This is a genomic window from Saccharothrix xinjiangensis (assembly GCF_039527585.1).
In the GTDB taxonomy this organism is placed as follows: Bacteria; Actinomycetota; Actinomycetes; order Mycobacteriales; family Pseudonocardiaceae; genus Actinosynnema; species Actinosynnema xinjiangensis.
Genome location: NZ_BAAAKE010000003.1, coordinates 299,157 through 310,928 on the forward strand (window position 1 = coordinate 299,157; position 11,772 = coordinate 310,928).

The 11,772-nt window shown below is 74.9% G+C and carries 9 protein-coding genes; 4 read left to right on the forward strand and 5 right to left on the reverse strand.

Features of this window, described 5'->3' with window-relative positions:
- Positions 1-3: 3 nt before the first annotated feature.
- The gene (locus ABD223_RS09520; RefSeq protein WP_344035643.1) at positions 4-186 is read right to left on the reverse strand and encodes a hypothetical protein; all 183 of its coding nucleotides are present in this window, start codon (positions 184-186) and stop codon (positions 4-6) included.
- 105 nt (positions 187-291) lie between these two features.
- On the opposite strand from ABD223_RS09520, the gene ABD223_RS09525 reads away from it, so the two are divergent.
- On the forward strand, positions 292-5,499 hold the full coding sequence (locus tag ABD223_RS09525; RefSeq protein ID WP_344035644.1) for an NACHT domain-containing protein: 5,208 nt from the start codon (positions 292-294) through the stop codon (positions 5,497-5,499).
- Between the two features lie 78 nt (positions 5,500-5,577).
- Here the strand turns inward: ABD223_RS09525 and ABD223_RS09530 are convergent, their stop codons facing one another.
- Together ABD223_RS09530 and ABD223_RS09535 are read right to left on the reverse strand one after the other, a co-directional pair.
- Positions 5,578-6,279, reverse strand: a complete 702-nt coding sequence (locus ABD223_RS09530) for an ABC transporter permease (RefSeq protein WP_344035645.1) — start codon at positions 6,277-6,279, stop codon at positions 5,578-5,580.
- A complete protein-coding gene (locus ABD223_RS09535; RefSeq protein ID WP_344035646.1) occupies positions 6,276-7,196 on the reverse strand; it encodes an ABC transporter ATP-binding protein in 921 nt (306 codons plus the stop codon). Before ABD223_RS09535 ends, ABD223_RS09530 begins: the two co-directional genes overlap by 4 nt.
- Positions 7,197-7,305: 109 nt before the next feature.
- Here ABD223_RS09535 and ABD223_RS09540 point away from each other — a divergent pair, with 109 nt between their 5' ends.
- Positions 7,306-8,439: a sensor histidine kinase gene (locus ABD223_RS09540; RefSeq protein WP_344035647.1), complete on the forward strand. Its 1,134-nt coding sequence runs from the start codon at positions 7,306-7,308 to the stop codon at positions 8,437-8,439.
- Positions 8,436-9,038 (forward strand): response regulator transcription factor, encoded by a 603-nt coding sequence (locus ABD223_RS09545; RefSeq protein ID WP_344035648.1) that lies wholly within the window; start codon positions 8,436-8,438, stop codon positions 9,036-9,038. The genes ABD223_RS09540 and ABD223_RS09545 overlap by 4 nt, the downstream gene beginning before the upstream one ends.
- Here ABD223_RS09545 and ABD223_RS09550 read toward each other — a convergent pair.
- Positions 9,035-10,405, reverse strand: coding sequence for an aldehyde dehydrogenase family protein (locus tag ABD223_RS09550; protein WP_344035649.1), 1,371 nt, complete (start codon positions 10,403-10,405; stop codon positions 9,035-9,037). The two genes, ABD223_RS09545 and ABD223_RS09550, sit on opposite strands and share 4 nt — an antisense overlap.
- Before the next feature lie 51 nt (positions 10,406-10,456).
- On the opposite strand from ABD223_RS09550, the gene ABD223_RS09555 reads away from it, so the two are divergent.
- Positions 10,457-10,852 (forward strand): ChaB family protein, encoded by a 396-nt coding sequence (locus ABD223_RS09555; protein ID WP_344035650.1) that lies wholly within the window; start codon positions 10,457-10,459, stop codon positions 10,850-10,852.
- 84 nt (positions 10,853-10,936) lie between these two features.
- On the opposite strand, the gene ABD223_RS09560 is transcribed toward ABD223_RS09555, so the two are convergent.
- Positions 10,937-11,758, reverse strand: coding sequence for an SDR family oxidoreductase (locus tag ABD223_RS09560; protein ID WP_344035652.1), 822 nt, complete (start codon positions 11,756-11,758; stop codon positions 10,937-10,939).
- Between the last annotated feature and the right edge of the window lie 14 nt (positions 11,759-11,772).

Genomic DNA, 11,772 nt, shown 5'->3' on the forward strand with positions numbered 1-11,772 from the left:
CCGTCACGGCGGGCCGTCCCCGACGGAACCCGCTTGGACGACGTCCGCCGCGCTGCCCGCCACGACGTTGACCGTCACCGGCGACCTCGTCACGCGGCACACGACCACGAGCAGGGCCGCCTGCGCGAGCAGCGCCAGGCACCCGACCGCCCACAGGATTGCGGTGATCACCGACTCGTTCCCCATCCCGACTCCTCGTAGCCGCCCGACGCGATCCGTTGCCGCTAGCGTGGGACGGTCGCGGGACGTCCCGACAGCGCCGGGACGCTTCCCGGACAGGGAGGGGGACGCGTGGAGCCGTCCGCGCAGGAGCGCGCCTTCGGCGCGGAGGTGGAGCGCCGCCGCGCCGCCGCCGGGGTGACCCAGGAGTGGGTGGGCAGGCGGATCGGCCTGTCGCGGACCAAGGTGTCCGAGATGGGCAACGGCCTCTTCCTGCCCGGCAGGCAGGCGCTGGACGCGCTGGTCATCGCGCTCGCCCTGGACGAGCAGCGGGCCGTCGAGCTGTGGCAGGCGGCGCGCGAGGGCCGCGAGGCCCGCCGCCGGGCCGAGCGGGTCGACCGGCGCCCGGCGCCGGAGGGGTGGTCGGCGCTGCCGGTGCTGCCCGTCGAGGTGCGGTCGCTGCTGGAGGCGCAGGAGGAGTCGGCGCGCCGGATGCCGTACCGGCTGCGGGGCGCGCGGACACCGTCCCTCGACACCGTCTACGTGCGGCAGGATCTGGGCACCGGCGCCGACGAGCAGCACGAGGACCACCGGACCGAACCCGAGCTGGACGAACGCGGTCTCCTGCGCGAGCGCGCCGCGCCGAAGCCGCGGCTGGCCGTTCGCCCTCCGGCGCGGACGGTCCAGGAGGCGCTGGACGACGACGAGCACCTGCTGGTCACCGGTGGCCCGGGTCAGGGCAAGTCGACCCTGTCGCTGCGCCTGGCGGGTGAGCTGGCCGCGCTGTGGCTGGGCGGCGCCGAGCCGCCGCCGCTGGCCGAGGTCGTGCTCCCCCTCCGGGTGACCGCGCGCGAGCTGGCCAAGCGCCTGGACCTGCCGTTCCCGAAAGCCCTGGTGGAGAGCTGCCGCGCGGACTACGGCTCCCTGCTGTGGTCCGAGGTCGAGCCGGGGCAGGTGACCGGCCGGGTCGCCGGCTGCCGCTGGCTGCTGCTGGTCGACGGGCTGGACGAGGTCGCCGACCCCGACGACCAGGCGAGGCTGGTCCGGGTCCTGGAGCGCTGCGCGCGGTCGGGGACGCCGTACCGGGTGGTGGTGACCACCCGGCCGATCGAGGGCACGGTCCTGGCCCCGCTCCAGCGCGTGTCCGCCGCCCGGTACGAGTTGCAGCCGTTCGACGAGGAGGCGTTCCGGCGGTTCGCCCGCAGGTGGTTCGACCCGGAGCGCGCCGAGCGGTTCCTGCGACAGGCGCGCGAGGCCCACCTCGACGAACTGGTGCGCGTGCCGCTGCTGGCCACCATCGCCGCGATCGTCTTCGAGCAGCACGACGACCGCCCCCTGCCGGACAACCAGTACGAGCTGTACGAGGCATACCTCGGCTACCTGCTCGCGGGGCGCGAGAACCCGCCCTGTCCGTTCGACCACCTGCGGGACGGACTGCTGGAGCACCTGGGCCGGGTGCGGTTGGAGACCGACGTGTCGCTGGTGGCGGCCGCTCGCGAGTGGGTCTCCGCGCGGGTGGCGGTCCGGGTGGGGTGGACCGAGGATCTGACGTCGTTCCTGACCGCGGTCGGCCCCCTGGTCCACCGCGGCGACGACCTGCGCTTCCTGCACCACAGCTTCGCGGAGCACCTCGCCGCCACCGCGAGGGCCCGGGAACTGCCGCCGGGGTTCGACGCGGGTCACCACGACTTCCCGGCGCTGGTGCACGCGGCCTTGCAGGGCGACCGGGGACGCCACGCCCGCGCGGTGCTCCTCCACTACACCAGGCTGCGGCCCGACCAGGCCGACCGGCTCGTCGAGTGGTTGCACGGGGGAGGCGACACGCACCACGTCCTGGCGGCCAGGCTGCTCGCCCAGCACCTGCCGGCCTCTTCGGGTGTCATCGACGGCTTCCTGACCACGGTCCGGGGCTGGGCGATGACGAAGCGGTACCCCGGCACGGCGATCCTGGGCCACGCCAGTCGGATCGCCCACCACCCGGCGCTGGAGCCCTGGCTGCTGGGGATCATGCGGGACGCGCACGCGCCTTGGGCGTCGCGCATCGAGGCGGCCACCGCCCTGGCCACCCGCCTGCGCGCCGACACCGCTCCCGAGGCGGTGGCGCTGCTGCGATCGGCGGTCGAGAGCCCGTCCGTCACCGTGGCGGACCGGCTCGGCGCCGCCGAGTCGCTGGCGCACTGCGGGGCGCCGGAGCGCGAGGCCGCCGAGCGGGGCCTGGACGCGGTGTTGGCGAGCCGGTTCGCCAAAATGGCGGAGTGCCGCACGGCGGCCGTCGTGCTGGCGGGCCTCGGCCACGCCGGTCGCGCCCGTGCGGTCGAAGCCCTGCTGGGCTTCCTGGACGACCCGCTCCTGCCGAACGGGGAACTGGTCGAGGCCGCGACCGGTCTGGCCGAGATCGCCGTCGAGTTCCACCAGCGCTGCGCCGAGGTGCTCGGGGCGGTGCTGCACGACCCGGTCAGGTCGATGCGAGGACGTGACGACGCCGCCATCGCCCTGGCCACGCTGGGGTCGCAGCACCTGGAGCACGCGGCGGCGGCCCTGACCGAGCTGATCGCCCGGAAAGCGCCGCACTACGAGTACCACTGCGTGCAGGCCGCCAAGACCCTGGGCAGGCTCGGACCACAGCACCGCGCCGCCGCCGCGCAGCACCTGCGGGACATGGCGGCGGACCCGGTCCACCGGCACTCACTCCGCGACGTCCTGGTGGCCCTGAACGACCTGGGCGTCCAGGACCACGAGCAGGCGGCGACCCGCCTGCGCGAGGTGATCGACGACCACGAATCGAACGAGAACACCGTCTACTGGGCGATCGACGCCCTCTTGGACCTGGGCCCGGCCTACCGCGCGGAGGGGGCACGGGCCCTGCTGCGCCTCGCCGACGACCCGCTGGTCACCGGCTTCGAGCGCGCGGCGGCACTCGAGCGGCTCGCCGAACTCGGTGAACCGCACCGGGTGGACGCCGTCAGCCGGTTGCGCGCCGAACTCGCCGACGCGGACCTCAGGCCGTCGATGCGGCACAACGCCGCCACCCGATTGGCGCAGATCAGCCCCGAACTGCACCGGGAGGTCATCGACCAGCTGCTCCAGGTGCTCGACGCGGATCCACCACGACAAGACGCTTTCGACATCTGGCGCACCTTGTCCTCGCTCGACGACCGGTACAGCGAGGCGGCTGACGAAGCACTCGCCCGACTCGCCGTCCCCGTCGAGGAGAACGTCCGAGGACCGGTGATCTACGGGGCTGCCTGGGGCATTGGTGAGAACACCAGGAACGCCACAGTCGAAGCGCTGGCGCAGGTGATCCTGGACCCATCGCAGTCCACGTCGAACAGGGACGTGGCCGCGCACACCCTGATGAGCCTGGACCACAGGGCTCATCCCCTCGTCCTGGACGCCGTCATCGAGCTGTGGAGGTCGGGGCGCGACAACAGCTTTTCCAGCCCGTTCGTATCCCGCAGATTCCTCGAAAGCTCTCGTTCGACACGAGAACGGCTCGCCCATCACCTCCGCGAGGTGATCAGGCATCCCGACACCGACCACATCGACGTGATCCGGGCGGCGGGGATGCTGGCCGATCTCGGCGAGCAGGACGGAGCCACCGTCGACGTCCTGCGCGAGATCGGGTCCGATCCCCTGGCCGAGCCCTACGCGCGCAGGGAGGCCGTGAACCTCCTGGGCGCCACGCCCACGACCTCCGTGGAGGCGCAGCTGAACGACGGCGACGCGACGTGCGATTCCAGGTACGAAGCGGCGAAGCTGCTCATCGAAACGCACGGTTCCGCTCATCGCGGGGCCGTGTCGGAACTGGAGCGCCAAGCAGCCGATCCCCACCTGTCGCCGGCCAGGCGAAGCCGAGCGCTGATGGACCTGGTGCGGCTCGGCGCACCGCCCGACAGCGCGATCGAGCACCTGCGCGACGTCCTGGCGGACGAAGACGCCGACACGGGCGAGCGGTGCGGGGCCGCACGAGACCTGGTGCGGCTCGACAGGTCGCACTGGGCGGACACCGTCGCGCTGCTCCGCCGATCGCTCCGCGCTCCCGGGACGACGCCGGAAGGACGAGCCGAACTGGTCGAAGGGCTCGACCGGCTCAACGCCATCCGGTTCGGGGAAGAGGACTCGTTGGTCCTCCCGGTCGTGCACCACCCCGGGGCCGACGGTCACGTCCGCCGGTGGATGGTCCGCTTCCTCTCGGGTCGCGCGTGGAGAACCGCACAACACGACATGCTGACCGACACCCTGCTGCCCCTCCGCTCCCGCCTGCCCCGGTCCGAGGACCCGGCTCTGGTCGACCAAGCGATCGCGGTGGCGCGCGACGTGCTCACCGCGCCCGAATCCCCTGCCGAGGAACGCGTCTCGGCGGCGAACGCGCTGATCGACCTCTCCCCCGAATCGGCTCCCGAAGCCGAGGAAGTGCTGCTCGGGATGACCGGCCGGCTGTTCTTCACCGGTCGGGGTTCGGCGCTCCGGCGACGACTGCTGGAGGACGACCTGCGGCTGGTGGCCGACGCGACGGCGCCCCGGAACACCCGCTTCCGGGCAGCCCGGTTCGTCGACGACCTGTGCTCCACGCCGCCCGCGCCGGTCGTCGACTTCCTGGATCGCGTGATCGCCGACGAGCGGGCCTCGACCCGCCTGCGGATCGAGGCGGCGTTCCGCCTTCGGCACGTGCGCGGGTTGGCCGGGCTCCGGGCGGTCCGCGACGACGAGCGCACCGCTCCCGCCACCCGGCGGCAGGTGAGCACCCTGCTTCGCGACTTCCTCCCCGAGGACCGCGCCGCGGGCGCGGCGGTGCTGTGGTCCATCGCGACCGACCGGGCGCACCGGCCCGCGTCGCGGTGCGCGGCGGCGAGGGACCTGGCCCTGTTCGGCGCTGCCGGGCGCACCAAGGCCGCCGAGGTGGCGCGGTCGATGGCCGAGGACCCCGACCTGCCGACAACGGCCCGGATCGCCGCCGCCGGGCTGCTCGGGCGAACCGCCCGCAGCCGACGACGAGAGGTGCTCTCCACGCTCCGCGAACTGGCCGAGAACGACAACCCCCTGCACCGCCTGCTCGCGCTGCGGGCGATCGGTGAACTCGCGCCGCTGGAGGCGGCGCCACCACTGCGCGCGATGACCCGGGACCGCGACCTCCCGCCGGTCGCGCGCCTGCGCTGCGCCGAAGCCCTCCTCCGGGTGCACCGCGGGCACCGCGAAAGCGCTGTGCCGGCAGCCCGTGACGTGGCGTTCGACGACACCGTCCCGTGGCACGTCCGGGTGCACGCCGCGCGCGACCTCGCCCGCTGGAGCGAAGTGCTGCGCGACGACGCCCGCCGGCTCCTCCGCACCCTGCCGAGCTGAACCCGTACCCGGGACCGGCTCGCCGCCGTCGAGTGCTCGCACCGACGGCGGCGGGCGGGTTCCCGTCCACCCCTGACCTCAGCCGCGCCGGTCCCAGCGGAAGAACCTGATCGACAGGGCGATGCCCACGGCGGTCCAGCCGGCCAGCGACAGCGCCGCCAGGTCGAGCTGCCCGCCACCGCCGCCCCACGCCTCCCGCACCAGCACGCCCAGGCCGCTGCCCGGCAGGAGCAGCATGCGCGGGTCCGGGTCCGGGCCCAGGGCGGGCAGCACCCCGGCGACCATGGCGAAGAAGAACGGCGCCGTGGTGATCTGGGCCAGCTCGGCGGTGCCGGTCAGGCCGCTGGTGGCGACACCGGCCGCGCAGGTCAGGGCGGTGCCGCCGACCAGCGCCAGCAGCACCAGCTCCGGCCGCTCGGGCACCGGCGCGCCCGCCGCCAGGCTGATGCCCAGCAGCACCAGCGACTGGGCCAGGCCCAGCAGCACCACCGGCAGCAGGACACCGGTCAGCACCACCGCGTCCGACGCCGCGCCGGTGCGCAGGCGCTTCAGGTACAGGTCCTGGCGGCGGGAGGTCAGGGTGGTCGTCACGGTCACGTAGACCGAGAAGCCGAAACCGAACAGCAGCTGGAGGGCGATGACCATCGGCCAGCCGTCGGCGTCCTCCACGTTCGTCGCGAAGAACAGGCCCGCGCCCAGCGGCATGAGCACGGCCAGGGCGGCGGCGGTGCGGTTGCGCAGCAGGAGCTTCAGCTCGGCCACGCCCAGGGCGGCGATCACGCGGCCATCGCCTCGGCGAACGAGCGGGACCGGGCCGCGTGGAAGACGTCCTCCAGCGACGCGTGGTGCGCGCGGACGCGCCCGAGGCGCACGTTCGCCGCGCCCGCCCACGCCAGCAGCGCCGCCAGGTCCTCCTGGAGCTCCGACGTGCGCACCTCCACCCGCCCCGACGGCTCGTGCACGACGTCGCCCGCCAGCATCGGCAGCGCGTCCACCCCCAGCCGGGCCGGCAGGTCGAACGAGATCCGCGCCGGCTGCTCGGCCAGCACGTCCTCCAGCGTCCCGGACACCGCCACCACCCCCTCGTGCATGATCGCCAGCCGGTGGGCCAGCGACTCGGCCTCCTCCAGGTAGTGCGTGGTCAGCACGATGGTCGTGCCGTCGCGCAGCAACCCGCGCACCACCTCCCACGTGCGCTGCCGCGACTCCGGGTCCAGGCCGGTCGTCGGCTCGTCCAGGAACAGCAGCTCGGGCCGCCCCAGCACGGCCAGCGCCAGGTCCAGGCGGCGGCGCTCACCGCCGGACAGCTGCTTGACCCGCACGTCGCGCCGGTGCGCCAGGTCCAGGCGCTCCAGCACGTCCTCGCCGGCGCGCCGCCCGCTCGTCGCGGTCCACAGGGTCACCACCTCCCTCGCGGTCAGGTCCGCCGGGAAGCCGCTCTCCTGGAGCATGATCCCGGTCCGGGGGCGCAGCGCCGCCCGCTCGCGCCACGGGTCCGCGCCCAGCACCCGCACGGAGCCCGCGTCCGCCGGCCGCAGCCCTTCCAGCGTCTCCATGGTCGTGGTCTTGCCCGCGCCGTTGGTGCCCAGCAGGGCGAACAGCTCGCCCTCGGCGACCTCGAAGTCGACCCCTCGCACGGCCTCGAAGTCGCCGTAGCGGCACCTCAGGCCCTCCACGTCGATCACCGGGTTCCTCATGGGGACCATGCTGTCGGCGCCCGGCGCGACCCTGTAGTGCCGGCGCGCACGAGTCGTTGTGACAGATGTCAGCAGACACCGTGCGAGTCGGCCTCGTAGATTCCACCCCGTGACCGATCTGCGCAGGCTGCGGCGCTACACGTGGTGGACGGTGGTGACGGGCGCGCTGGCCGTCGTGTCGGGCAGCGTCCTCGACCTGCTCGTCAACCACCGGTTCGGGCTGGTCGCGGAGCTGCTGCTGGGCGGGGCGGTGGTGGTCGTGTCCGCGCAGCACGTCCGCTACCTGCGCCACGCGATGACCGGCTTCGGCCGCGGCGAGCACCGGCCGCTGGAGCACGCGGCGACGTTCGCGGTGGCGCTGGCGGCGTGGGGCGTGATGGCGGGCAGCGACGGGTTCATGCCCGCGTGGGCCGCGCTGCCCGCGCTGGTGCTGGCGCACGTGGCGGCGGTGCTGCCCAAGAGGCTCCGGTGGGCGGTGGTGTTCGGGGGCGGCGCGCTCACCATGGCCACCGGTGTCGTGTTCGGCGGCGGCAACGACTGGCCGGCGGCGGTGGTCGCGGTGGTCATGGTCTCCTCGCTGGTGCTGGCGGACCTGGCGCAGCTGTGGATCTGGGACCTCGCGCTCCAGCAGGAACGGGCCCGCGAGACCGAGCGGGCGCTGGCCGTGGCCGAGGAGCGGCTGAGGTTCGCCGCCGACCTGCACGACATCCAGGGCCACCACCTCCAGGCCATCGCGCTGAAGGGCGAGCTGGCGGAGCGGCTGATCGGCCGGGACGACGAGCTGGCCCGGCGGCACGCCGCCGAGGTCGCCGAACTGGCCCGCACGGCGCTGCGCGAGACCCGCGAGGTCGTGCAGGGCTACCGGCGGGCCAGCCTCGGCACCGAGATCACCAACGCGGTGGGCGTGCTGCGCGCGGCCGGCATCGAGACCGCGGTGGACGGCGACGCGGCGGACGTGCCGCCGCCGTTGCAGCCCCTGTTCGGCGCGCTGGTCCGGGAGGGCACCACGAACGTGCTGCGGCACAGCCGGGCGCGGCACTGCGACGTGGCGATCAGCGTGGTCGACGGCCAGGTCAGCGTGCGGCTGACCAACGACGGCGCGCGGGCGGACACCGCCGCCGACGCGGGCGCCGGGCTCGCCGGGCTGCGGGAGCGGTTCGCCGCGGTCGGCGGGCGCGTGGAGGCGGGCCGGGCCGAGCCGGGCGGGTTCGAGCTGGTCGGCCGCGCGGCGGTGGGCCGGTGATCCGGGTCGTGCTCGCCGACGACGAGGACCTGATCCGGGGCGCGCTGGCGGCGCTGCTGGAGCTGGAGGACGACATCACCGTGGTCGACCAGGTCAGCGACGGCGAGGCGGCGGTGGCCGCGGTGCGCGAGCACCGGCCGGACATCGCGGTGTTCGACCTGGAGATGCCGCGCCGGGACGGCGTGCTGGCCGCCGAGGCGGTGCGCGACCTGGCCGGGGTGGCGGTGGTCATCGTGACCAGGCACGCCCGGCCCGGCGTGCTGCGGCGGGCGCTGAGCGCGGGCGTGCGCGGGTTCGTGCCGAAGACCACGCCCGCCGCCCGGCTCGCGTCGATCCTGCGGGACGTGCACGCGGGCAGCCGGTACGTGGACTCCGAGATCGCCGCCGCCGCGCTGACCGAGGGCGCGTGCCCGCTGACCGCGCGGGAGCTGGACGTGCTGCGGCACGCCCTGGGCGGCGGCACGGTGGCCGTCATCGCCCGCGACGCCCACCTGGCCGCGGGCACCGTGCGCAACTACCTGTCCTCGGCGATGACCAAGCTCGGGGTGAGCACCCGCTACGAGGCCGCCCGCCTGGCCTGGGAGGAGGGCTGGATCTAGCGCCGCGCCTCCGCCTGCCCGAGGTGCACCACCTTCACCGCCGTCATCTCGTCGAGCAGCTCGGGCCCGTAGCCGAACCCCGTGCCGGAGGCCCGGCGCGGGTGCGCGGCGCCGCCCGGCGCGCCGCCGAACACCGCGTTGACCTTCACCGTGCCCACGGGCAGCTCCCGCCACGCCCGCTGCGCGTTCGCCATCGACCCGGTCAGCACGGTCGCGGCCAGGCCGTGCTCGTCCGCGCACGCCTCCGCCAGGCCCTCCTCGAACGAGGCCACCACCCGCACCGGGGCGACCGGCCCGAACGTCTCCTCCCGCATCACCCGCATCCCGGGCGTGCAGCGGGTGAGCACCGTCGCCGGGTAGTGCGCGCCCCCGCCCCCCGGCACCTCGCCGCCGACCAGCAGCTCCGCGCCGTCGGCCACCGCCTCGGCCACGTGCGCGTGCACGTGGTCGCGCATCCGCCGGTCCACCAGCGGCTGGGCGTTCGCCGTCCACCGCCGGGCCTGCTCGCACAGCGCGGCCAGGAACTCCTCCGCGACCGCCTCGTGCACGAAGATCCGCTCCACCGAGGTGCACAGCTGGCCGGCGTTGGTGAACGCGCCCGTCGCGGCCTGGGCGGCGGCCCACGCCGGGTCCACGTCCGCGTCCACGACCAGCGGGTCGTTGCCGCCGTTCTCCAGCAGCGCCTTGGCGCCGGTGAGCGCGCAGGACCGGGCGACGGAGCGGCCGGTGGCCGTGCCGCCGACGTGCGCGACCACGTCCACGTGCGCCGACGCGGCCAGCGCCGCGCCCACCTCGCCGTCGCCGGAGAGGGTCTGGAGCACGCCCGGCGGGAAGTGCCCGGCCAGGAACCCGCCGAGCAGCGCGCCCGTGCGCGGGCAGCGCTCGCTGGGCTTGTGCACCGCGGTGTTGCCGGTCACCAGCGCCGCGCCCAGCAGGCCGCACGCCACCGCCACCGGGTCGTTCCACGGGGTGAGCGCCACCACCACGCCGCGCGGCTCGGGCACCATGAAGTCCACCGCGCCGGGCGAGCCGAGCAGCGACCGCCCCCGGTGCACCGGGCCCAGCTCGGCGTACTGCTCCAGTGTGGACACCCCGGCCAGCACGCCCTCTCGGGCCGAGTCGAACGGGCGGCCCGTCTCCGACTCCACCGCGGCGGCCAGCTCGTCCGCGTGCGCGCGCACCTCGTCGGCCGCGGCCCGCAGCGCCGCGCCCCGCTCCCCCGCCGGCGTCGCCGCCCACCCGGCCAGCGCCTCGCGCGCGGTCAGCACGGCGCCCGCCACGTCGTCGTCGGTGGCGTGCGGCAGCAGGTCGATCACGCCACCGTCGAGCGGTGGTTGGACTTCCAGGGGGGCGCGCATGTCGGTCATGCGGTTCGGGTACCCGGGCGGTGCAGGTGAAACCACGTGCGAGGAGGAGCCATGCCCGGAGCCAAGGAGTTGCCCAGCACCGTCGCCCGCTCGCCGAAGAAGGCCCAGCGGACCTGGATCAAGGCCCACGACTCGGCGGTGGAGTCCTACGGCGAGGGCCAGCGCGCGCACCGCACGGCGTTCGCGGCCCTGAAGCACTCCTTCGAGAAGGTCGGCGACCACTGGGAGCCGAAGGAGCAGAAGGGCCCCTCGGACGCGCAGGCCGCGCGCAGCACCCCCAAGCCCGGCAAGACCGCGGGCGGCGTGGACGCCAACGCGAGCAAGCAGCACCTGTACGACGTGGCCAAGAAGCTGGACATCGCGGGCCGGTCGACGATGAGCAAGGACCAGCTGGTGAAGGCGATCCAGAAGGCGAACGACCGCGAGACCGCCAAGGCGCGTTCCTAGGGAGGTCCGGGCGGCGACTCGGCGACCCGGTGCGACGGTCGTGCACCGCGCAGCGCCACCGGGTCGCCGAGCCGCCGGGCCGCCCTACACCTCCAGCCAGCTCCGGTCGGGCAGCAGCGGGCTCGCCTGCGGCCCCATCAGCGTCATGCCGCCGTCCACCACGAACGACGCGCCGGTCACGTACCCGGCCGCGGGCGTGGCCAGGAACGCCACCACCGCGGCGACCTCCGCCGCGTGACCGGGGCGGCCCAGGGGCACGCCCGGCCTCGGCTCGGTCCGCGGGTCGGTGTCCTCCTGCCCGGTCATCGGCGTGGAGATCTCGCCGGGCGCGACCGAGTTCACCGTGATGCCGTGCTCGGCCAGCTCCAGGGCCAGCACCTTCGTCAACGCGCCCAGGCCGGCCTTCGCCGCGCAGTACGGCGCCGCGCCCACGCGCGGCTGGTGCTCGTGCACCGAGGTGATGTTCACGATCCGGCCGCCCCGGCCCGCGGCGATCATGTGCCTGGCGGCCCGCTGGGAGCACAGGAAAGCGCCGTCCAGGTCGACCGACAGGACCGAGCGCCAGGTCTCGAAGTCCATGTCCACCGCCTTCTGCGCGCTGCCCGTGCCGGCGCAGTTGACCAGGACGTCGACCCCGCCCAGCTCCTCGGCCAGCTCGTCCACCACGGCCGCCGCGCCGGGCAGGTCCGTCAGGTCGAGCCGCCGCACGACCGCGCGGGCGCCCTGCTCGCGGACCTCCGCCGCGGTGGCCTCGCCGCCCCCCTCGTCCTCGTGGTAGGTGATCCCGACGTCCACGCCTCCGCCCGCGAACGCCACCGCGATCGCCCTGCCGATGCCGGAGTCGGCCCCGGTCACCACCGCGCGCAGCGGCGCGCCGGTCCTGTCTTCGGGAAGTGGAGCACTCATGGGTGGCGAGTACC

Coding starts and splice junctions, on each gene's coding strand:
- ABD223_RS09520 (WP_344035643.1), bottom strand. CDS start 186: ATGGGGAACGAGTCGGTGATCACCGCAATCCTGTGGGCGGTCGGGTGC.
- ABD223_RS09535 (WP_344035646.1), bottom strand. CDS start 7,196: ATGAGGAACCCGGTGATCGACGTGGAGGGCCTGAGGTGCCGCTACGGC.
- ABD223_RS09550 (WP_344035649.1), bottom strand. CDS start 10,405: ATGACCGACATGCGCGCCCCCCTGGAAGTCCAACCACCGCTCGACGGT.
- ABD223_RS09555 (WP_344035650.1), top strand. CDS start 10,457: ATGCCCGGAGCCAAGGAGTTGCCCAGCACCGTCGCCCGCTCGCCGAAG.
- ABD223_RS09560 (WP_344035652.1), bottom strand. CDS start 11,758: ATGAGTGCTCCACTTCCCGAAGACAGGACCGGCGCGCCGCTGCGCGCG.